This window comes from Zoogloea sp., from assembly GCF_041914405.1.
Taxonomy (GTDB): domain Bacteria; phylum Pseudomonadota; class Gammaproteobacteria; order Burkholderiales; family Rhodocyclaceae; genus Zoogloea.
The window spans coordinates 17,748-38,649 of record NZ_JAYSDK010000044.1; the positions used below are offsets into that span (position 1 = coordinate 17,748).

General features: G+C 68.5%; 16 protein-coding genes. 8 read left to right on the forward strand and 8 right to left on the reverse strand.

The window, feature by feature from the left end:
- On the reverse strand, nt 1-1,197 hold the full coding sequence (locus ACE3RX_RS20560; RefSeq protein WP_374486837.1) for a GGDEF domain-containing protein: 1,197 nt from the start codon (nt 1,195-1,197) through the stop codon (nt 1-3).
- Between the two features lie 213 nt (nt 1,198-1,410).
- On the opposite strand from ACE3RX_RS20560, the gene sbcD reads away from it, so the two are divergent.
- Entirely contained in the window at nt 1,411-2,640 is a 1,230-nt protein-coding gene (sbcD, locus tag ACE3RX_RS20565; RefSeq protein WP_374486838.1) for an exonuclease subunit SbcD, read from the forward strand.
- The gene (locus ACE3RX_RS20570) at nt 2,637-6,089 is read left to right on the forward strand and encodes an AAA family ATPase (RefSeq protein ID WP_374486839.1); all 3,453 of its coding nucleotides are present in this window, start codon (nt 2,637-2,639) and stop codon (nt 6,087-6,089) included. The genes sbcD and ACE3RX_RS20570 overlap by 4 nt, the downstream gene beginning before the upstream one ends.
- A gap of 7 nt (nt 6,090-6,096) precedes the next feature.
- Here the strand turns inward: ACE3RX_RS20570 and ACE3RX_RS20575 are convergent, their stop codons facing one another.
- The 3 genes from ACE3RX_RS20575 to ACE3RX_RS20585 form a co-directional block, all read right to left on the reverse strand.
- A complete protein-coding gene (locus tag ACE3RX_RS20575) occupies nt 6,097-7,134 on the reverse strand; it encodes an NAD(P)H-dependent flavin oxidoreductase (protein WP_374486840.1) in 1,038 nt (345 codons plus the stop codon).
- Between the two features lie 12 nt (nt 7,135-7,146).
- On the reverse strand, nt 7,147-8,412 hold the full coding sequence (locus ACE3RX_RS20580; RefSeq protein WP_374486841.1) for an HD-GYP domain-containing protein: 1,266 nt from the start codon (nt 8,410-8,412) through the stop codon (nt 7,147-7,149).
- A gap of 74 nt (nt 8,413-8,486) precedes the next feature.
- Nucleotides 8,487-9,521 carry a quinone oxidoreductase gene (locus ACE3RX_RS20585; protein ID WP_374486842.1) on the reverse strand — a complete coding sequence of 345 codons (1,035 nt, stop codon included), beginning with the start codon at nt 9,519-9,521 and terminating at the stop codon, nt 8,487-8,489.
- 206 nt (nt 9,522-9,727) lie between these two features.
- Between ACE3RX_RS20585 and ACE3RX_RS20590 the strand changes: the two genes are divergently transcribed.
- Nucleotides 9,728-10,591: a LysR family transcriptional regulator gene (locus ACE3RX_RS20590; RefSeq protein ID WP_374486843.1), complete on the forward strand. Its 864-nt coding sequence runs from the start codon at nt 9,728-9,730 to the stop codon at nt 10,589-10,591.
- On the opposite strand, the gene ACE3RX_RS20595 is transcribed toward ACE3RX_RS20590, so the two are convergent.
- Together ACE3RX_RS20595 and ACE3RX_RS20600 are read right to left on the reverse strand one after the other, a co-directional pair.
- The gene (locus ACE3RX_RS20595) at nt 10,535-11,239 is read right to left on the reverse strand and encodes an HD domain-containing protein (RefSeq protein WP_374486844.1); all 705 of its coding nucleotides are present in this window, start codon (nt 11,237-11,239) and stop codon (nt 10,535-10,537) included. The two genes, ACE3RX_RS20590 and ACE3RX_RS20595, sit on opposite strands and share 57 nt — an antisense overlap.
- An 89-nt stretch (nt 11,240-11,328) precedes the next feature.
- Nucleotides 11,329-11,817 carry a DUF3617 domain-containing protein gene (locus tag ACE3RX_RS20600; protein WP_374486845.1) on the reverse strand — a complete coding sequence of 163 codons (489 nt, stop codon included), beginning with the start codon at nt 11,815-11,817 and terminating at the stop codon, nt 11,329-11,331.
- Between the two features lie 390 nt (nt 11,818-12,207).
- Between ACE3RX_RS20600 and ACE3RX_RS20605 the strand changes: the two genes are divergently transcribed.
- Complete coding sequence (locus ACE3RX_RS20605) at nt 12,208-14,349, forward strand: methyl-accepting chemotaxis protein (protein ID WP_374486846.1); 2,142 nt, start codon at nt 12,208-12,210, stop codon at nt 14,347-14,349.
- Nucleotides 14,350-14,376: 27 nt separating this feature from the next.
- Here the strand turns inward: ACE3RX_RS20605 and ACE3RX_RS20610 are convergent, their stop codons facing one another.
- Complete coding sequence (locus tag ACE3RX_RS20610; protein WP_374486847.1) at nt 14,377-14,883, reverse strand: acyl-CoA thioesterase; 507 nt, start codon at nt 14,881-14,883, stop codon at nt 14,377-14,379.
- Between the two features lie 228 nt (nt 14,884-15,111).
- On the opposite strand from ACE3RX_RS20610, the gene ACE3RX_RS20615 reads away from it, so the two are divergent.
- Complete coding sequence (locus tag ACE3RX_RS20615) at nt 15,112-16,401, forward strand: ATP-binding protein (protein WP_374486848.1); 1,290 nt, start codon at nt 15,112-15,114, stop codon at nt 16,399-16,401.
- 128 nt (nt 16,402-16,529) lie between these two features.
- Here the strand turns inward: ACE3RX_RS20615 and ACE3RX_RS20620 are convergent, their stop codons facing one another.
- The gene (locus tag ACE3RX_RS20620; protein ID WP_374486849.1) at nt 16,530-17,411 is read right to left on the reverse strand and encodes a TorF family putative porin; all 882 of its coding nucleotides are present in this window, start codon (nt 17,409-17,411) and stop codon (nt 16,530-16,532) included.
- Between the two features lie 172 nt (nt 17,412-17,583).
- Between ACE3RX_RS20620 and ACE3RX_RS20625 the strand changes: the two genes are divergently transcribed.
- The 3 genes from ACE3RX_RS20625 to ACE3RX_RS20635 all read left to right on the forward strand — a co-directional run bounded on the left by ACE3RX_RS20625 (nt 17,584) and on the right by ACE3RX_RS20635 (nt 20,812).
- Nucleotides 17,584-19,272: an APC family permease gene (locus ACE3RX_RS20625; protein ID WP_374486850.1), complete on the forward strand. Its 1,689-nt coding sequence runs from the start codon at nt 17,584-17,586 to the stop codon at nt 19,270-19,272.
- Between the two features lie 11 nt (nt 19,273-19,283).
- The gene (locus ACE3RX_RS20630; RefSeq protein ID WP_374486851.1) at nt 19,284-19,865 is read left to right on the forward strand and encodes a dimethylamine monooxygenase subunit DmmA family protein; all 582 of its coding nucleotides are present in this window, start codon (nt 19,284-19,286) and stop codon (nt 19,863-19,865) included.
- Nucleotides 19,866-20,452: 587 nt separating this feature from the next.
- On the forward strand, nt 20,453-20,812 hold the full coding sequence (locus ACE3RX_RS20635; protein ID WP_374486852.1) for a flavin reductase family protein: 360 nt from the start codon (nt 20,453-20,455) through the stop codon (nt 20,810-20,812).
- Nucleotides 20,813-20,902: the final 90 nt, after the last annotated feature.

The window sequence follows — 20,902 nt, forward strand, 5'->3', positions numbered from 1 at the left end:
CTAGCTCTCGGTGGCCATGCCGCAGAACGCCAGGCAGACCTGGTTGCGCCCCTGCTGCTTGGCCCGGTAGAGGGCCTTGTCGGCAGCCTTCAGCAAGGACGCCAGCCCGGATGCATCGTCAGCCAGCTGGGCCACGCCCGCCGAGATGGTAAAGCGGATGGCCCCGCCGTCCATCGGGACGTGGTAGGCCCCCAGCACGCCCCGCAGGCGCTCGGCGACCACCAGCGCCTCGTCCAGTGCGGTATCGGGCAGCAGCGCGACGAATTCCTCGCCGCCGAAGCGGGCCAGCAGATCGTGTTCGCGCAGTTCCTGCCGGGCGACTCCGGCCAGCACCCGCAGGACTTCGTCGCCGACATCGTGGCCATGGCTGTCGTTGATGCGCTTGAAGTGGTCCACATCGAGACTCAACACGGACAGGGGCCGCCGGTGGCGCTGGGCGCGGGCCAGCTCGTACAGGGCGCGCGCCTCGAAGTCACGGCGATTGCTGAGCCCGGTCAGCGGGTCCAGGTGAGCCAGGGCCTGCAACTTGTTGTTGGCCGCTGACAAGTCCTCCCGGGTCATCCGGTCGAGCAGCGCACGCAGGAAGGCACGGCGCCGATCAAGGGTAGTGCTCCAGCTGATGAACAGGCTGAACAGCAGCACCGGCAGATAGACCAGCGAGAACACCAGCACCATCTCCTGGTTGCCAGCGGCCAGCCGGTACACCCCGTGCATGATCGCGGCCGAGATCAGCAGCGAGATCACCAGGGAAGGCAGAAAGCGCACCTGCACGCACAGGTTGGCGAGCACGATGAAGATCACCGACGCGTACTGGTAGCTCGGCACCCACGGGCTGCGGCTGCGGGCCAACAGCCAGAACCACAGGATCGCCGCGAAGAAGATCTGCACCGGCAGCAGCAGGTCCAGCAGGCGGATGTTGCGCGACCACAGGAATGCCGCCAGTGTCAGCGGCAGCACCAACGCCACGTAGGCCGAGCGCACGGCGAAGGACAGGCCGAAAACGTCCGGCACGACGATCATGTCGGCCAGCACGTAGGACATGTAGGCGGCCTGCCCGAGCAGCGTGACCACCAGCAGGAAACGCCGGTAATGCTCGTCCTGGTAGGCGTGGAAGGCGTCCCGCAGCGCTGGCGGAATCAGGGACAGACGCGCTCTCAGGGCGCGCTCGATGACCTGGCGCGGATCCGGTTCAGACATGGACATACTCGGGTGTTGCCTCCTCAACTGGCGCGGGCAATTCGGCTGCCGCCACCAGGATCGCGCCGCATTGCGCTTGGGATAATCTCAAATATATCAAATTTAATGATTTATTGAGTTCATAGTTGCAGCCAACAGTGGCAAATTTCCTCACCGCCATCGGCAGGCACAGTGGGGTAAATTAGCGCCCCTGTCGCCCTCCGCACCGATTCCATGCGCATCCTCCACAGCTCCGACTGGCACCTCGGCCAGCACTTCATCGGCAAGACCCGCCAGGCCGAGCACCAGGCGCTGATCGCCTGGCTGCTCGAACAGGTGCAGGAACACCAAGTGGATGCGGTGCTGATCGCCGGCGACATCTTCGACACCGGCACGCCGCCGAGCTATGCGCGGGAGCTGTATTCGCAGCTGGTGGTGGGCCTGCATGAGGCCGGCGTGGCGCTGCTGCTGCTCGGCGGCAACCACGATTCGGTGGCGACGCTCGGCGAAAGCCGCGACCTGCTGGCGCGCCTCGGCGCCACGGTGGTGCCGGCCGCCGACGTGGCGGACGAGCAGGTGCGCGTGCTGCCCCGGCGTGACGGCACGCCAGGCTGCGTGGTCTGCGCGATCCCCTTCATCCGCCCCCGCGACGTGATCCGCAGCCAGGCCGGCGACAGCGCGGAGGACAAGCAGGCATCGCTGCAGGCGGCGATCCAGGCCCATTACCACGAGGTTTTCGCCGCCGCCGAGGCGCGCCGCAGCGCACTCGCCACCGAGCAGGGCCACAGCCTGCCGCTGATCGCCACCGGCCACCTGACCACCGTCGGCGCCAACGCCAGCGAGTCGGTGCGGGAGATCTACGTGGGCGCGCTGGAGGCCTTTCCGACCAGCGCCTTCCCGCCCGCCGACTACATCGCCCTCGGCCACATCCACCGCCCTCAGCGGGTCGGCGGGCTGGAACACATCCGCTACAGCGGCTCGCCGATCCCGCTGTCCTTCGACGAGGCCGATCAGCAGAAGGAAATGCTGCTGGTGGACCTGGACGCCGCCGGCCTGCAGGCGGTCACGCCGCTGCCGGTGCCGCGCTTCCAAGCCCTGGCCAGCCTGACCGGCAACCTCGACGAACTGCAGGGCACCATCACCGCCGCCGCGGCCGACGGCAGCCCGGAATGTCCGCTATGGCTGGAAGTCGTGGTGCGCACCGACGACTACCTGGCCGACCTGCCGGCCCGCATCGAAAGCATGACCGACAACCTGCCGGTGGAAGTGCTACGCATCCGCCGGGCCCGCGGCACCGCCGCGGCCAGCCTGATCTCCGAGGCCCGCGAAACGCTGGACGAGCTGACTCCGGACGACGTCTTCGCCCGCCGCCTGGCACTGGAAGAGCTGTCCGACGAATTGCGCGCCGCCCTCACCGAACGCTTCCGCAGCGTGCTCGCCAGTCTCGAGGAGAACCCGGCATGAAGATCCTGCGCCTGCGCCTCAAGAACCTGAACTCCCTGAAGGACGAGTGGAGCATCGACTTCACGCGGCCGCCCTTCTCCGACAACGGCCTATTTGCGATCACCGGCCCCACCGGCGCCGGCAAGTCCACCCTGCTCGACGCCATCTGCCTGGCCCTCTACCACGAGACGCCGCGCCTGAAGAGCATCTCCGCGTCGGCCAACGACATCATGACCCGCCACACCGCCGACTGCCTGGCAGAGGTCGAGTTCGAGGTGAAGGGCACGGTGTACCGGGCCTTCTGGAGCCAACGCCGGGCCCGCAACAAGCCCGACGGTGCGCTGCAGGCACCCAAGGTGGAGCTGGCCGAAGTGGATGCCGCCAGTGGCGAAGGCAAGATCCTCAGCAGCCAGATCAACGACAAGCTGAAGCGCATCGAGGCCATCACCGGGCTCGACTTCGCCCGCTTCACCAAGTCCATGCTGCTGGCCCAGGGCGGCTTCGCAGCCTTCCTCAACGCCAACGCCAATGAACGCGCCGAGCTGCTCGAAGAGCTAACCGGCAGCGACATCTACGGCCAGATCTCCGAGCGCGTCTACCGCCAGACCCAGGAAGCCCGCCAGCAGCTCGACCACCTGAAGGCCCGGGCCGAAGGCGTCGAACTGCTGAGCGCTGAAGCCCGCGCCGAGAAGGAGCAGGCCCTCGCCGCCCTCGCCGGCGCCCAGGCCGAGGCCCGCCGCGAGCGGGACGCCACGCTGGCCCTGCGCCAGTGGCGGAGCGGTGTGGACGACGCCGAACGGGACGCCGGCGTCGCCGCCACCCGCCTGCAGGCCGCCGACCAGGCCATCGCCGACGCCGCCTCGCAGCTCGACCGGCTGGCCGCCGGCGAACCCGCCGAAGCCCTCAAGCCGGTGCATGAACAATGGCAGCAGGCCGAAGCCGCCGTCCGCCACGGCGAAGCGCAACTGCAGCAGCTCGCTACCGAACGCCTCACGCTGGAAGATGAGCAGGACCGCCAGCACGCCGCTGCCGACCAGCTGGCCCGCCACGTCGCCGCCGTCACCCGCCAGCACTGGCAACAACTGCAGGACGAGCAGCTGCGCCTCGACGCCTTCTGCACCAGCCACGCGCGCCGCGCCCAACTGGGCGAACAGCTCGGTGCCTGGCGCCAGCAGTTCGAGCAACGCCAGTCGCTGCAGCAGGGCCTCATCGACGGCCAGCGCGGCCTCGACGCACTGGCCGCCGAAATCCTCAACCACGAAACCCGGCTCGCCCAGCAGACCCAAGCCCTGGCGACCGCCGAACAGGCCCGGACGCAGGCCGAAGCCGAACTCAACGCCGCCCAGGCGGCGCAGCTCCAGCGCCTTGCCGGCGCCAGCCTGGACGCACTGCGCCAACGCTGGCAACACGCCCAGGGTACCGTCGCCCTGTGGCAGCAGCTCGACGAACTGGCCGGCCGGCGCCGCGAACAGTCAGCCCGCCACGCCGAGCTGAGCGGCCAGATACAGCGCGAGCAGGCCGTCATCGAGGCCCGCGACAAGGCCCTCGTCGCGCTGCGGGAGAAGCACGCCGTCCTCAAGGAACAGGTCGGCGACAAGCAGAAGATGCTCGACCAGGAGCGGCGCATCCAGAGCCTGGAAGCCCACCGCCAGCACCTGCAGCCGGGCGAGGCCTGCCCCCTGTGCGGCGCAACCGAACACCCGGCCGTCGCCGCCTACCAGGCTCTCGACGTGTCCGCTACCGAGGCTGCGCTGAAAGCCCGCCAAGCCGAGCTGGAAGCACTGATCGAGCAGGGCCAGAAAGCCCGCAACGAGCTGACCGCGCTGCAAACCCGCCGCGACGCCGCGCAGGCCGAGCACGTTCGCGTCGGCGGCGAACTGGCCCGCCTCGCCACCGAGTGGTCCGAGCGCCGCAGTGTGCTGGCCAATGATGCGCTGGCCGCCGACGACTGGCAGCAGCCCGAGCGCCTGCAGGCCGCCCGCGCCACCGCAACCCAGGCCCTGAACCACCTCGCCGAGGCCCTGCAGACGGCCGAGCAAGGCGAGCGCCTCGTCCAGCAGGCCACCCAAGTCGCCCACACTCGCAGCCAGGCCTGGCAGGCCGCCGGCAATCAACTGGAACTGGCCCGCCAGGCGCTGGCCACCAGCCGGACCCGCCACGCCGACAGCGCCAAACTGCTCGACGCACGCCGGCAGGAGCTGGCCGCCCTCGATACCCGCATCGGCGTCAGCCTGGCCGACGCCGGCTTCAGCCTGCCCACCGAACCCGCCCCGTGGCTGCGCGAACGCGACGCCGAATGGCAGGAGTGGCAGGGCGTGCAGCAGCGCCGCCAGCAGCTGGCCACCGAACTCAGCCGCCAGCAGGCCCGCTGCGAAGCCGCCGATGCCGACGCCGCCCAGTGGGAATCCCGCTGGGAAAAGCTCCAGGAGATGCGCGAAACCGCCGTCGTCGAGCTACCGCCCCCCGGCGATGATGCCCCCGCCGCGCTGGCCCGCTGCGCCGAACGGATCAGCGGCCTGGCCGCCGAACTCGCCGCGCTGCACGGCCGCCGCCAGCAACTGGACAAGACCCTGGCCGAGCAGCGCAGCGCGCTGCTCACGGCCACTGGAGACTGGCAAACCGCCCTTGCCGCCAGCCCCTTCGCCGACCGGGACGCCTTCCTCGCCGCGCTGCTGCCGGCCGACGAGCGCCAGCGCCTGCAGCAGCACAAGGACAGCCTGCAGCAGGCCCGCCAGCAGGCCGACACCCTGCTGCGCTCCGCCCGCGACAAGCACGCCGGCCTGCTCGCCGAAGCCCGCACGGCGCTGCCGCTGATTGAACTGGAACGCCTGCTGGCGGAACAGGAAAGCCGCCTGAAGGAGATCGACGAACGCCACGGCGCCGAGCGCGCCCTGCTCGACAGCGATGCCCAGCGCCGCAACAGCCAGCAGGCCTTGTTCGCGCAGATCGACGCCCAGGCCGCCGAGACCGAGCTGTGGCTACGCCTCGACGGCCTGATCGGCTCCGCCAAGGGCGACAAGTTCCGCAAGTTCGCCCAGGGCCTGACCCTGGACCACCTGCTGCATCTGGCCAACCGCCACCTGGCACGCCTGCACGGCCGCTACCTGCTGCGCCGCCGGAACAGCGGCGAGCTGGAACTGGACATCGTGGACAGCTGGCAGGGCGAAGCCGCCCGCGACACCCGCACCCTGTCCGGCGGCGAGAGCTTCCTGGTCAGCCTTGCGCTGGCCCTGGCGCTGTCGGACCTGGTCAGCCACAAGACCTCCATCGACTCCCTGTTCCTCGACGAAGGCTTCGGCACCCTCGACGGCGAAACCCTCGACATCGCGCTGGACGCCCTCGACACCCTCAACGCCAGCGGCAAGATGATCGGCATCATCAGCCACGTGGAAGGCTTGAAGGAACGCATCACCGCCCAGATCCGCGTGGACAAGGGCGGCGGCGTGGGGCACTCGCGGCTGGTGGTTTAGCGGCGACTCACAGCCCCTCGACCAGCCCCCGCGTGATCTCCGCGGCGCCGACTTCCCGGCAGCCGAGCACGTTCTGGCCGCACCACAGCGGCGAGAAGTCGCCGCTGCCGCGGCTTTCGGCGGCGGCGCGCAGTGGGGCGATGGCCGAGGTGGCCAGCGGGAACTCCGGCGCGGCGGGGCTCAGCGGCCCCACTTCGCGGATCACCCGATTGACGATGCCGCGCGCCGGACGGCCGGTGAACAGGTTGGTCAGCGCCGTGTGGCCGGCGGCCGAGCTCTTGAGGGCGGCGCGGTGCACGGCGCTGGTGGTGGCCTCCGGACACAGCAGGTAGGCGGTGCCAGCCTGCACGCCAGCCGCGCCGAGGGCGAGTGCCGCCTTCACGCCGCGGGCATCGACGATGCCACCGGCGGCGATCACCGGCACTTTCACCGCATGCACGATGCGCGGCAGCAGCGCAAAGGTGCCGGACTGGGCGCTCAGGTCATGGTTCAGGAAGTGCCCCCGGTGGCCGCCCGCCTCCAGGCCCTGGGCAATGATCGCGTCGGCGCCGTGGGCTTCGAGCCACAGGGCTTCTTCCACCGTGGTGGCCGACGACAACACCTTGGCGCCCCATTTCTTGACCCGCGCCAACAGGTCGGCGGACGGCAGGCCGAAGTGGAAGCTGACCACCGGTGGGCGGAAGACTTCGATGATGTCGGCGACCTCGGCGCTGAACGGGTTGCGGCCGGGCCCGGCCGGAATCCCTGCCGGGTCGATGCCGAATTCCGTGTAGTACGGCGCCAGCGCAGTGCGCCACGCGGCCTCCCGCTCGGCATTCGGCGGCGGTGGGCGATGACAGAAAAAATTGACGTTGTAGGGTTTGTCGGTGGCCACGTGGATGGCCGACAGCTCCTTCTCCAGCGCCTCGGGACTCAGCATCGCGCAAGGCAGCGAGCCGAGGCCACCAGCCTCGGACACCGCAATCGCCAACGCACTGCCCTGCACGCCGGCCATCGGGGCCTGGATGACCGGCAGGGCAATGCCAAAAAGGTCGGTGATGCTCATCAGAAAATCTCCTTAGATACCGAAATGCAGGCGGACGCGTTCGTCCAGCAGCTGCCGGGCCTGGTCTTCATCACAGTCGGCCAGGCGGTCGAAGATTTCCCGCGCGATGGGCCGGAAGGCGTCCATCACGGCGGGGTCGAAATGGCTGCCGCTGTCCCGCTCGAGGATCGCCATGGCGGCCTCGAAGCCGAGTGGTGCCTTGTAAGGGCGCTTGGAGCACAGCGCGTCGAAGACGTCGGCAACCGCAAAGATCCGCGCCGCCAGCGGAATCGCCTCGCCGGCCAGGCCACGCGGATAGCCGGCGCCGTTCCATTTCTCATGGTGGCCGGAGACCACCGCCGCGGCGCCTTCCAGCCAGCCGATACCGGTGACGATCTCCTCGCCCTGCTGCACGTGACTGCGCATGGTGTCGAATTCGTCGTCGTCGAGCTTGCCGGGCTTGAGCAGGATCGCGTCCGGAATGCCGATCTTGCCGACGTCGTGCAGGAAGCTGCCGGCGATCAACGCCTGCATGGCGTGCCCCTGCAGACCCAGCCGTTCGGCGATGCGGGTGGCGATCCAGGCGACCCGGTAGTTGTGGGCGCCGGTATCCGAATCCCGCTTGGCGATGGCGCGGCCGAGGGCGTCCATCATCGAGATGTGCGAATCGAGCACCTCGCGGGCCTTACGCTGGTTGTCGGCAGACAGGCGGACCACCACCGGGTAGATCACCGCACCGCACAGCAGCGAGGCCAGTCCGGCCAGCAGCGCGGCGTGCAGCGCGTGGCTGCGGATCTCTTCGCGCTGCCAGTCGGGCACCACGCGCACACCTTCGAAATAGCCGGAGATCCGCGTCTGCCCATCGCGCGCCACGTCCTGCAATGGCACGAAGATGCGCAGGATCCAGCGCGCGTCACCATCCAGGCGCAGGCTTTCGTAGGACGCCCCGCGATGCGCCGGGCTGAGATGTTCCGGCAGGCGCGCCTCGACCGCAGTCCCGTCCGCGGACATCGCGACGGCCAGCTTGTGCCCCTCCGCGTCGTAGAGTTCGGCAATATCGAACAGGCCGCCAGCGATGGCATGGGCCGCCTTCGCCGCCTTGTCGGCGGCCTCCGGACCGTTCAGCGCCACGGCATCGAAGTGACGCAGGAGACGGCGCGACTCCTCCATCCCCAGCGACACGGTGGCCTCCTCGGCCTGCTCCCTTGCCACGAACCAGGCTAGCGGGCTGGCGAGTACCGCCAGCAGCACGCTAATGGCGGTAATCCGGATGGCGGTGCGCCTATTGAAAGTGTTCATGCCCGCGACGATGCCAGTCTCCTGTGACGAGGCTGCCATTATCGCCGCGGGGCACGGCCCACTGCCAAGCCAACTCAGGGCCGCAACAAGATGGCCCCGCTGCTGCGGCCGGATTCCAGCAGGCGGTGCGCATCCGCCACGCGGGTCAGTGGCAACACTTCACCGACACTGGCCTGCAGGCCGGACTGCAAGCGGGCCAGCGTCGCCGCTGCGCCTTCCCGGTAACGCGCCAGGTCGGCCATGAAGCGGAACACGCCCGGCCGCGACAGGGCGATGGAGCGAGCCGGACCGAGTTGGGCCAGATCCAGCGGGCCGCTGTCACCGGCCACCTGGCCGATGCTGGCCACCATGCCGTAGGGACGCACCACGCCCAGCGTCGCGGCCAGCGTGGCGCCGCCAATGCCGTCGATGGCGTAGTCCACACCCTGGCCGCCGGTCAGATCCTTCACCGCGCCGACGAAATCCTCGTCCCGGTACAGGATGGCGTGGTCCAGGCCATGAAGACGCGCCAGCTCGGCCTTGGCCGGCGACCCGACGGTGCCGATGACCCGCGCCCCGAGCGCCTTGGCCCACTGCACCAGCACCAGGCCGAGGCCACCGGCCGCCGCATGCACCAGCAGGGTATCGCCGGCCTTCACCGGGCGAACGTGGCTCAGCAGCATGTGGGTGGTGATACCACGCAGCAGCAAGGACGCGATGGTGTCGTCGGCCACGTCGTCGGGCAGTGCCACGGCGCGCGCCGCCGGCAGGTTGCGCGCGCTGGCGTAGCTGCCCGCCGGCGGGCCCGCGTAGGCGATGCGCTGCCCCACGTGCAGCCCTTCCACGCCAGCACCGATGGCCTCGATGACGCCCGCCGCCTCGACACCGAGTACCGCCGGCAGCGCAGGCAGCGGGTAAAGCCCGGTACGGTGATAAACATCCACGAAATTGACGCCGATGGCGGTATGGCGCACACGGATCTCGCCGACGCCGGGTGCGGGCAAGCTGACGGCTTCCAGCTCGATCTCCTCCGCGCCGCCATAGCGATGGATCACGGCTTGGGTGACCGGGGAGAAGGGAATCGAAGCGTTCGCGGGGGCGACGTCCCCCGACAGGACTGCACTGCTCATGGTCTGCTCCTGGAAATTGAGGAAGGGCATCCCGACCAAGCCAGTCTTCCTGCCCACCCTGTGGGGGCGAGGGAGAAGGACGAAGCGGGATTGCAGACACAGCGTACGGCGCGCAGAATCACCCAACAATTCCAAATAATTAAACATTATCTGTGCAAAAAAGCTCAATCAATCCGGCCGCTTCCACAGCCCTGCAGTGGGACGACGTGCGCCACTTTCTGGCCCTGGCCCGCCACGGCAGCCTGTCCGGCGCGGCACGCCGCCTCGCCGTCGAGCACAGCACGGTGGCGAGGCGCGTGGAGGCACTGGAGCACGCCCTCGGCGTACGCCTGTTCGATCGCCTGCCGCGGGGCTGGACGCTGACGCCGGAAGGGGAAACCCTGGCCGAACAGGCCGGACGGATGGAAGACGAGGCGCTGGCCTTCTCGCGCCTGGCCCTGGGCGTGGGCACGCTGCAGGGCACGGTGCGCATTTCCGCACCGCCGGTGATCGCCAGCCATTTCCTGGTACCGCGCCTGCTGCCGCACCGGGAGGCCTGGCCCGGCATCACCCTGGACATCGTCGGGGAGAGCCGCGAGGCCAATCTGGCCCGTGGCGAGGCCGACCTGGCCGTGCGCCTGTCCCGCCCCAGCGCGGCTGGCCTGGTGGCGCGCCCCCTCGGCCAGCTCGGTTACGGGCTCTACGCCGCTCCCGGCTACGCGGAGCAGCCGGCGGACGCCTGGCAGTTCCTGGGCTACGACGACAGCCTGCGCCAGGTGCCACAGCAGCAGTGGCTGGACGGGATTGCCGCCGGGCGCCGCTTCATCCTGCGCAGCAACGACCTCGCCGCGCTGCTGCACGGGGCCCGCGGCGGCCACGGCATCGCCGCACTGCCCCATTTCCTGGGTGCCGGCGATCCGGCGCTGGCGCCGGTGGCCGCCGCCCCCTGCCCGACACTGCGCCCGATCTGGCTGGTCATGCATCCGGACGTGCGCCGCTCGCCGCGGGTGCGCACGGTTGCCGACGCGCTGCTGTCAGTCTTCAGCGAGGCGGCCGGCCTGCTCAGCGGCGAAACCGTCAGCGGAACCTGACCCCCACTCGGCGACGAACACCTCCCGGAACTCACGCAGCCAGGCCACCCGCTGCTCGCCCAGGCGCCGGGCAGCGGCGGTGTTCATCAGCGCCGGCAAGGTGGCCAGCTTCACTTCGATGTGGTCGAGGGAATAGGCCCGATCGTCCGCCGGCCGACGCAGCGCGAGGGGATCGTCGGCGTGGGCCAGCGCCGACCCCATGCGGCCGGCGGTATAGAACATCCGCGCCAGCCCCACCGCGCCAAGGGCGTCCATGCGGTCGGCGTCCTGCACGATCTGCGCCTCCAGGCTGCGCGGCGGAATGCCCGCCGAGAAACTGTGAGCCTCGACGGCATGGGCCACCGCATCGAGCCGCTCCGCCGGAAAGCCTGCCTCCGCCAGCACGACGCGGGCCCGCTGCGCCGCGAGCCGGGAGGCCTGGGCGCGACGCGGATCGTCCTTGGGCAGGTTGACGAGGTCGTGCAGGTAACAGGCGGCCAGCACCACCAGGCCGTCGGCCTCGGGGTATTCGGTCAGCAACTGCGCGGCGACGCGCCACACCCGATGCAGATGCTGCACGTCGTGGGCGCCATCGCCATCGGCAGCAGCGGTGGCGAATGCGATCAGGCGCGGGCGCCAGTGGGCGAGCAGGCTGGGAGAAGCGGACATCAAGACATACCTCGTGGTCGAAGGGCAAACAGACCTGCGAATGATCCACGAGTTCTCGTTGGCTCGCCGGGCCTGCCGGCCCCGGTCCTTCACAACTGCAGCATGTCCTTGGTGCACGCCCCCGCATACACCGAATCCATCGTGATGCGGATCTGCACATCCTGGCCGCCCTTGTGGACGAGCTGCTGGATTTCGGAGCGAAGGCGGCGCGGCGCCACGGTGTTGTTGATCTGCATCTCCACCGAATTGCCGTCGGCCATCGTGCAACTCATTTTCCAGCTCGCACTGGCTTCGCTGCGGGCGGCATCCGAAATGCTGCAGCGGGCGCCCTGCTTCTCCATCTTGTCCCGGTCGATACCGGGCGTCAGGTAGGGGTCGCGGGCCAGGAAGGCCGGCGTGAAGCACACCTGCGTATTCATCTCGGACACGGTCCGGGCCGGGCTGGCCGGGGTTTCACGTGCGGTGACCACCGTCTTGACCTTCCACCCCCCTGGCTGGATGGCGGGACTGGCGAGCGCCGGCAGACCGCTCAGGACCAGGGGCAGGATGACGGCGCAGGGCAGGACGCGGACAGACATGGGAACCTCCCGCGAGGGAATGAAGGAATACGCCGATAGTGCCACGCCCGCCCGGCTGGCGGCCTATGCCACGGGACGCCGGCGAACAGTGACATATTCCAGCCGGCAAAGGCGCCTCTGGGTCCCCCCAACGATGGCAGCAAGGCAATGCACCGTCACGGTGCCGATACCCCAAAATAGGTACAACCCACCTCCAACACCCCTGAAATCCGCACCTCGACGGTGCGCAATGTGAATTTCCGTAACGCCGGAGGGTGAAATGAATTGCATAGCACAAGGCGCTAAGCATCTGATTCACCAAGGCGGTGCAGATGGAGAACGGCGCAGTGAACAAAACAGGCTCAGCTCTTGCTATCCGACCCTGCTTCTTTTTGTAGCAGGAATCAGTCAATGCTCAAGAGTCAGAACATGTCCCTCAGCAGCGCGGAGAAAACCTGGCTGCCCTGGTTCGGCCGGACCGGCAAGATCGCCATGGGCTGGGCCACGTCCCGCAACCGGCACCGCTACCCCGCCATCGAGCAAACCTTCGAGGCCTTCGCGCAGACTCGCATGCGCATCCTCCGCACCTGGGCCGAACAGCAATGGGCCCACCTGGAAGGCCTGGCCCGCGAACTGGCCAGCAGCTGGCCGGACGCGGATGCCCGCCAGTTGCAGCTGCGCCGCCAGCGCGCCGAGGACTTCTCGGAGCTGTTCGTCGTCAACCTGCAGGGCATGATCACCGCGTCTTCCGCCAACGGTCGCGCCGGCTCCCGCGTGGCCGCCACCGCACCGCTGCGCGCCGGCCTGGCCGGACGCTTCCTGCACGGCCCCTACCGCGACCCGGTCACCAGGAGCCTGCCGCCGTCCACCTCCCGCTTCCACGACGCGGTGACGCTGATGTTCTACCAGCCGATCAGCGTGAACGGCAGCGTGGTCGGCGCCCTGTGCGGCCGCGTGCCCAACGACGTGCTCGGCGACCTGATCCAGCGCGAAGCCGGCCACATCTTCCACGAGTCCGGCGACAACTACCTGTTCATGGTCAAGTCGGTCTTCGACCCCACGGTCGTGCCCGGCACCGCCCTGTCCCGCTCCCGCTTCGAGGACGCCACCTTCTCCGGCGGCGACAACCTGAAGGACGGCATCCGCACCGGCTTCGGCACCGTGCGCGTGCAGGAGCACACCGAGCTGGAGCTGGTCTTCAACGACCCAGCCACCGGCCAGCTCCACCCCGGCGTGCGCGAGACGATCCGCAAGGGTGACAACCTGTTCGTCACCTACCCGGGCTATTCCGACTACCGCCACGTGCCGGTCATCGGCAAGGGCGTCACCTTCCGCCTGCCCGGCTCGCCGGACACCTGGGGAATGATGTGCGAGGCCGACCTGGAAGAGGTGTACCGCTTCCGCAGCATCCCCTTCCGCCTGCTCAGCCTCTACATGGCGGTCACCCTGGGCAGCTGGGGTATCGCCGGCCTGCTTGCCGAGCTGGCCGGACTCGGTCAGGCCGCCGTGCTAGGCACCGGCCTGGCCCTGCAACTGGGCGGCGCGGCGGTCTTCCACCACCTCGGCTGCCTGCCGATCAGCGAGCGCCTGCGTGAAGCGACCCGCGTGCTGCGCTCCACCACCGAGGGCGGCGGCAACCTCTCCCAGCGCCTGCCGCGGGCCAGCGAGCGGATCGACGAGGCCACCGTGCTGGCCCAGTGGGCCAACAGCTTCATCGACAACCTGGAGCAGATGATCCGCCAGGTCGCCAAGACCACCAGCGAGATCGGCGACACCAACCGCAACATGCTGCAGAAGAACAGCCACGCGGACCAGGTCTCCACGTCGATGCAGGACGCCATCGACGACATCCTCACCGCGATCCGCGTGCAGCTCAGCGAGATCGACGCCGCCACCACCAACACCGCCACCATGCAACAAGTCGTACAACGCGTCAGCGAAGAGGCGCGCGAGCAGTTCGCCCTGGTGGAAGCCCGCAGCCAGGGCATCCGCGAGTCCGTCAATCTGTCGGCGACGACGATCCGCCAGCTCGAGCAGCGCACCCTGGAGATCGGCCGCATCGTCACGCTGATCAACGAGATCGCCGACCAGACCAACCTGCTGGCCCTCAACGCCGCGATCGAGGCCGCCCGCGCCGGCGAAACCGGGCGCGGCTTCGCGGTGGTGGCCGACGAGGTGCGCAAGCTGGCGGAACGCACCCGCGGCGCCACCTCGGACATCCGCGAGATGATCGACGGCGTGCAGAGTCAAGCCGAGGAAGCCGTACGCACGATGGAAAGCGGTATGTCGGAGATGGAGGAGGGCTTGCGCCTGGCCACCGCAGCCGCCACCGACAAGCGGGAGATCGAGGCGGTCGTCGAGCGCCTGTTCGTGACCATCAACCAGATCGCCGCGGCCACCCATGCCTACGGCGATCGGGTGGAATCCATCTCCTCCGCCGCCGAGGCGATGCGCCACGCCACACGGGAATCGGCGCGCAGCGCCGAGCTCACCGACTTTGCGACCGGCAAGCTGGAACAGACCATGGGCCAGTTCCAGGTCGCCGCAGCCTGAAGCTGCGCTACATGCCGGGAGCCACGCTCAGCGCTCCCGGTCGAACCCCTCCGCCACCCCATCGCGCAGCGCCGTGTAGCGCTGCTCCAGCTCCCGGCGCAATTCCTTGCGAGCCTGGGCAGCCTGATAACGGCGCTTCTCGTCCGGCGTGAAGGGGCGCAGCGGCGGCACGCTGACCGGCTTGCGGTTCTCGTCCACAGCCACCATCGTGAAGAAGCAACTGTTGGCGTGGCGCACGACCTGGGTACGGATATCTTCGGCGATGACCTTCACGCCGATCTCCATCGACGAATTGCCGGTGTAATTCACCGACGCCAGGAAGGTCACCAGCTCGCCGACGTGGATCGGCTGGCGGAACATCACCTGATCCACCGACAGGGTCACCACGTAGCAGCCGGAATAGCGCGCCGCGCAGGCATACGCCACCTGATCGAGCAGCTTGAGGATGGCGCCGCCATGCACGTTGCCGGAGAAATTGGCCATATCGGGCGTCATCAGCACCGTCATGGTCAGTTGGTGGGCGGGGAAATTCATTGTTGTCTCCGTGGGGTCTGCGGACGTGCACCGCAGCATAAACGCGGGCGCGCGGGATGTCTCCCCGCGCCACGCGGAATCGGGCATCCTGTCGCGCACACAGCGAGCTTGCCCCGTTGTGCAGAAGGTCACTTATCATGAATCAAGCATTTAACCGTGCGACCCGCATATATTTAATATAATCAACAAAAACAACAATACCTATATAGCAAGCACTTCAAAACTGCCATGACGACCCCGGAAAGCAGTGCGCAGCCTCCCCGAGCGACCCGCAGCGTGGTGCTGGTCGTCGATGACGAGCCGGTGAACCGGCTGGTGCTGGGTGGCGTCCTCGAACCGTTCTACACGGTCCTCAAGGCGGCCAACGGGACGGAGGCACTGCAGGCGGCGATCCAGACACCACCGCCCGACCTGATCCTGCTCGACATCATGATGCCGGACCTGGATGGCTTCGAAGTGCTCCAGCTACTGCGCGAGGATCCCCGCACCGCCGCCATCCCGGTGATCTTCGTGACCGCCCTGATCGACGAGGACAGCGAACAGCGCGGCTTCGAAATGGGTGCCTGCGACTACATCCACAAGCCGATCCGCGCCACCATCGTGCGGGCCCGGGTGCGCGCCCAGCTCGAGGCCAAGGCCGCCCGCGACATGCTGGACAAGAACAACCAGCGCCTGCGGCACAAGGTGGAAGGCGGCGCGAAGGCCCTCGAAAACGCCCAGATTCAGCTGCTGCAATCGGAGAAGATGGCGTCCCTCGGCCAGCTGGCGGCCGGCGTCGCCCATGAGATCAACAACCCGATCGGCTTCGTCGGCTCCAACCTGGGCAGCCTGGAGCGCTACCTGCAGGACCTGTTCTCCATCGTCGATGCCTACGAGGCGGCGGTGGCTACCACCACGCCGGAAACCATTGCCGCCGTCGAAGCCCTGCGCCGCCGGCTCGATTACGACTTCCTGAAGGAAGACGCGCTGCAGCTGCTGAAGGAATCCGCCGACGGCGTGGACCGCATCCGCAAGATCGTCAGCGACCTGAAGGACTACTCCCACACCAGCAGCGCCGACTGGCACTGGGCCGACCTGCACGCGGGGCTGGAATCGACGCTCAACATCGCCGCCAATGCGCTCAAGTACCACTGCACGGTGGTCAAGGACTACGGCGAGCTGCCGCAGGTCTATTGCCTGCCGTCCCAGCTCAACCAGGTGTTCATGAACCTGATCATCAACGCCGCCCAGGCCATCGAAGGCCAGGGCACGATCACCCTGGCCACCCGGCGCAGCGGCGACAACGCGGTGCAGATCAGCGTCAGCGACACCGGCAAGGGCATTCCGCCGGACGACCTGCAGCGCATCTTCGAACCCTTCTACACCACCAAGCCCATCGGCAAGGGCACCGGCCTCGGCCTGTCCCTGTCATGGGGCATCGTCGACCGCCACCACGGCCGCATCGACGTGACCAGCGAACCCGGCAAGGGCAGCACCTTCACCGTCACGCTGCCCATCGAGGCACCGGTCGAAACGTAGGGGCGAATGAATTCGCCCCTACGATAAGTTCTACCCCCACCCCTGTCTCCGCTCCCAAAAAAAACGGCCCGCTGTCGCCAGCGGGCCGGAACAGGTGCCAACTTGCCTGAGGAGAAACTGGGGGCGGGTCAGAAGACCCGGTTGACCGACGCGATCCAGGTGCCCGCGTTCATGTCCTTGGTGGTGCCGTTGCCGGCCACGCTGGGGTAGTTCTTCCAGTAATCGGCACCGGCGGTCGTCGTGTAGGCCAGGCCCAGCGTCCAGTTGCCCGGCATGGCCTTGCTGACGCCGACCTTGTAATCGGAATAGTCCAGGCCCTTCGAATTTGCAATGGTCTGGCGACCGGCATGCAGGGTCGCCGTCCACGTCGGCAGGAACTCGTAGTTCACATTGGCTTCGATGTACCAGGAACCCGTGGTGTCCTTGCCGGTCACGCCCGCCCCCGGCTTGTTGGGAAAGGCGCCGGGGCCGGCGTTGTTGCTGTTGAAGCCGAAGTAGCCCACGTCCGTCATCGCCCGGGAGTACTTCACATTGAGCCACTGCCAGGTGCCGGAGAGGTAGAACTCGGTGGAGTCGTAGCTCTTCTTGGCATAGCTGCCGGCCGGCGTGATCTTGTCGTAGTTGGCCTGCGGGAAGATGAACTGCAGCACCCCCACGTCGTAGCTGAAATCCCCCACTGCGCCCCGGTAGCCACCGTACACATCGACCTCGATGTTGGCGTTGGCGTACAGGTTGCCGCTGGTGTTGGACAGCCAGGTGCCCACGTAGAAGCCGGACGCATGGGCGTAATCCACGCCGCCCTGGATCGCCGGGTTGCCCCAGGTCTGGCGGATGCCGCGGAACACGTATTCCGACACCACGCCGATGTTGCTGGTCAGTTCGGGGGCCGCTGCCGGTGCGTCCTCGGCATGGGCAGGCGTGGCCAGGGTGGCCGCGGCAATGGCCGGCAGCGCACAGCTGCCAAGGTGTCGGACAGCCTTCCGGAGAGCGGTCTTCTTCGCGGGTTTCATGCTTTTGCCTCTGTCGGTGTTGGGATGGCAGCCATTTCACGCCCGCGCGCCTACTCCCTCAATTCCCCCTCGGACCTACTCCCAAAGTCGAATTGTTCGCCCCCCTCCCGGCGGCGGACAGTGCAGGCCATTGCAGTCCCATCGCATTTTTTCGACATCGAGGAGTACGCAGATGAACACGACAACAGTGGATGCCGTAAGCAACGGCATCGGCGGTGCGAGCGCGACGCTTCACCGCAAGATCGGCTGGGCCGGGGCCTTCTGGGTGGCCAGCGGCGTCCCGGCCCTGGTGCTGTTTTCCATCGGCTCCATTGCCGCCACGGTGGGCAAGCCCTCCTGGGCGGTGTGGATCATTTCCATCGCCTTCGGCTTCCTGCAGTCCTTCTCCTACGCCGAGATCGCCGGCCTGTTCCCGCACAAATCCGGCGGCGCGTCGGTGTACGGGGCGGTCGCCTGGGTGCGCTACAGCAAGCTGCTGGCGCCGCTGTCAGTGTGGTGCAATTGGCTGGCCTGGTCGCCGGTGCTGGCCATCGGCTCCGGGCTGGCGGCGGGCTACATCCTGTCGATCCTGTTCGCGCCGGACGCAGCCATCAACACCTGGCAGATCACCCTGCTCGACCTGGGCTTCATCAAGGGCGGCCTGTCCCTGCGCATCAACGCCACCTTCGTGCTCGGTGCGGCGGTGCTGCTGGCCGCCTTCGCGATCCAGCACCGCGGCATCCTGCAGGCGGCCCGCATGCAGATGGTGCTCGGCATCGCCGCGCTGGCCCCGCTGATGCTGATCGGCCTGTGGCCGCTGCTCTCCGGTGACGTACCGGCCGCCAACCTGACCCCGCTGTTCCCGCTGGCCAAGGACGCCAGCGGCGCGGTGATCGACGGCGCCTGGGACATGGGCGGCCTGACCCTGATGGCCGGCGGCCTGTTCATGGCGGCCTGGTCCACCTACGGCTTCGAGACGGCAGTGTGCTACACCCGCGAATTCCGCGACCCGCGCACCGACACCTTCAAGGCCATCCTGTACTCCGGCCTGCTGTGCATCTTCGTGTTCACCGTCGTCCCGCTGGCCTTCCAGGGCAACATCGGCCTCGGCCAATTGGTCACGCCGGAAGTGAAGGACGCCGCCGGCAACGTGGTCACGCCGGCGGTCTACGACGGCATCCTGTCGCCGGACATCTACAGCGGCATGGGCGTCGCCCACGCCATGGCCCACATGCTGGGCGGCGGCGCGCTGGTCGAGCACGTGCTGATGGCAATGCTGGTGCTGGCCCTGGTGCTGTCCATCATGACCTCGATGGCCGGCTCCTCGCGCACCCTCTACCAGGCCTCCGCCGACGGCTGGCTGCCCAAGTACCTGTCCCACGTGAATGCCAACGGCGCGCCGATCCCGGCGATGTGGACCGACTTGGGCTTCAACCTGATCCTGCTGCTGATGTCCGACTACGTCTTCGTGCTGGCCATCTCCAACGTCTGCTACATCCTCTTCAACTTCCTCAACCTCAACGCCGCCTGGATCCACCGCATCGACCGCCCGAGCTGGCCGCGCCCGTTCAAGGCCCCGCTGTGGCTGATCGCCATCGGCACCGTGCTGGCCTTCGCCAACCTGTGGCTGATGGGCATGGGCGCCGACATCTGGGGCGCCGGCACGCTGGCCTCCGGCCTGCTCGTCGCCGCGCTGATCGTGCCGGTCTTCCTGTACCGCCACTACGTCACCGACAAGGGCCAGTTCCCCGCCGCGATGCAGGAAGACATGCACCTGGGCAGCGAGGAAGGCGTCGGCACCCGCGCCGGCATCCTGCCCTACCTGACCCTCGCCGGCGGTGCCGCAGTGGTCGCCATCGCCCACGCCTGTGCGGTGATCTGAGGAGAACGACCATGCTGCATTCCGACATCAAGAGCCGCCCCGTCTACACCCAGCTGGGACCGGACCTGTCCGGCAGCCAGCACCTGCTGATCGTCGAGGGCGACACCGTGCTGCCCGGCCGCCTCGACTCCCTGGCCGGCACCTTCGCCCCGGTGGAAGAGAACCTGCACACCTGGCTGGTCGGCACCCAGGCCGGCGGCCTGGGCCTCGGCAAGGTGTGGCGCCTGCCCGAGGTAGCCGATGTGATCGACGCCTTCGCCTGCGCCACCCGCGGCTACGGCATCGGCGACCGCCTCTACGTGCAGGGCACCGAACCCTTCCTGTGGTCGGTGGCCAAGGCCGCGGCGATCATCGGCTTCAGCGCCGACCAGATCCACCTGCACCACGCCGGCAGCCTGCGCCGCCGGGTGTGGTGCACCCACTGCCACACGGTCACCGAGAACGTCACCACCAGCATCGCCAGCTGTTCCGGCTGCCACCGCCACCTGCTGGTACGCGACCACTTCTCCCGCCGCCTCGGCGCCTTCATGGGCGTGATGGTGGATGCGGAAGCGCCGGGCGAAGTGCCGGCCGTCGAGGAGAGCTTCGCATGATCGGCGAAACCCTCACGCTCAAGGTGGCCGCCGTCAGCGCCATCTCGCCGAGCCTGCGCCACCTGCGCCTGGTGGCGGCGGACGGCAGCAAGCTGCCCCCGGCGGCGGCCGGCGCCCACCTCCAGCTCGTGCTGAACGGCGCCGCGCGCACCCACCGCAACGCCTATTCGCTGATCAGCCGGCCCGGCGCCCGCGACGCCTACGAGATCATCGTGCGGCGCGTGCCCGCCTCCCGCGGCGGCTCGGCCTTCATCCACGAGCAGATCAAGGTCGGCGACGTGCTGGAAGCCGGCTGGCCCGGCAACCTGTTCGCGCCGGTGCGCATCGCCCGCCGCCACCTGATGATCGCCGGCGGCATCGGCATCACGCCCTTCCTGTCCTACCTGGCCGACTTCGCCTTCGGCGGCGCCGACTACGCGCTGCACCTGTGCTGCCGCGAAGACGAGCAACACGTCTTCGATCCGTGGCTGGCCGGCAAGAGCGGCGTCAGCGTGCACTGGGACGCCGACGGCCGCCGCCTCGACATCCCCGCCCTGCTCGCCGCCCAGCCGGTCGGCACCCACCTCTACGTGTGCGGCCCGGCCGCCATGAACGACGAGGTGCTGGAACTCGCCGCGGCCGCCGGCTGGCCGGCCAGCCACGTGCATTGCGAGCACTTCGGCAGCGCCCTGGCCGGCGGCGAAGCCTTCCGCGCCTTCCTCGCCAAATCCGGCGTCGAGGTCAGCGTCGGCGAGGACGAGAGCCTGCTCGAAGCCATCGAGCGGCTCGGCGTCAAAGCCCCCTGCCTGTGCCGCGGCGGCGCCTGCGGCGTGTGCGTGACGCCGCTGCTGGAAGGCGAAGCCGACCACCGCGACCACTACCTGTCCGCCGCCGAGCGGGAAGCCGGCCGCCTGATCCTGCCCTGCGTGTCGCGGGCGCGGAGCGGGCGCCTGGTGCTGGACCTGTAAGCCAAACCACGAACCCTCCGTGGGGGGGGGGAGATTGGCCCCCCCCCCGGGTAAACCACGACACAGGGGGCGTTATATGCCCCCCCCCCC

What these genes read in the sequence shown, in the direction of transcription:
- ACE3RX_RS20560 (WP_374486837.1), bottom strand. Translation starts at nt 1,197, where the DNA reads ATGTCTGAACCGGATCCGCGCCAGGTCATCGAGCGCGCCCTGAGAGCG.
- ACE3RX_RS20600 (WP_374486845.1), bottom strand. Translation starts at nt 11,817, where the DNA reads ATGTCTGTCCGCGTCCTGCCCTGCGCCGTCATCCTGCCCCTGGTCCTG.
- ACE3RX_RS20630 (WP_374486851.1), top strand. Translation starts at nt 19,284, where the DNA reads ATGCTGCATTCCGACATCAAGAGCCGCCCCGTCTACACCCAGCTGGGA.
- ACE3RX_RS20580 (WP_374486841.1), bottom strand. Translation starts at nt 8,412, where the DNA reads ATGAACACTTTCAATAGGCGCACCGCCATCCGGATTACCGCCATTAGC.
- sbcD (WP_374486838.1), top strand. Translation starts at nt 1,411, where the DNA reads ATGCGCATCCTCCACAGCTCCGACTGGCACCTCGGCCAGCACTTCATC.
- ACE3RX_RS20635 (WP_374486852.1), top strand. Translation starts at nt 20,453, where the DNA reads ATGAACGACGAGGTGCTGGAACTCGCCGCGGCCGCCGGCTGGCCGGCC.
- ACE3RX_RS20605 (WP_374486846.1), top strand. Translation starts at nt 12,208, where the DNA reads ATGCTCAAGAGTCAGAACATGTCCCTCAGCAGCGCGGAGAAAACCTGG.
- ACE3RX_RS20570 (WP_374486839.1), top strand. Translation starts at nt 2,637, where the DNA reads ATGAAGATCCTGCGCCTGCGCCTCAAGAACCTGAACTCCCTGAAGGAC.
- ACE3RX_RS20595 (WP_374486844.1), bottom strand. Translation starts at nt 11,239, where the DNA reads ATGTCCGCTTCTCCCAGCCTGCTCGCCCACTGGCGCCCGCGCCTGATC.
- ACE3RX_RS20585 (WP_374486842.1), bottom strand. Translation starts at nt 9,521, where the DNA reads ATGAGCAGTGCAGTCCTGTCGGGGGACGTCGCCCCCGCGAACGCTTCG.
- ACE3RX_RS20610 (WP_374486847.1), bottom strand. Translation starts at nt 14,883, where the DNA reads ATGAATTTCCCCGCCCACCAACTGACCATGACGGTGCTGATGACGCCC.
- ACE3RX_RS20575 (WP_374486840.1), bottom strand. Translation starts at nt 7,134, where the DNA reads ATGAGCATCACCGACCTTTTTGGCATTGCCCTGCCGGTCATCCAGGCC.
- ACE3RX_RS20615 (WP_374486848.1), top strand. Translation starts at nt 15,112, where the DNA reads ATGACGACCCCGGAAAGCAGTGCGCAGCCTCCCCGAGCGACCCGCAGC.
- ACE3RX_RS20625 (WP_374486850.1), top strand. Translation starts at nt 17,584, where the DNA reads ATGAACACGACAACAGTGGATGCCGTAAGCAACGGCATCGGCGGTGCG.
- ACE3RX_RS20620 (WP_374486849.1), bottom strand. Translation starts at nt 17,411, where the DNA reads ATGAAACCCGCGAAGAAGACCGCTCTCCGGAAGGCTGTCCGACACCTT.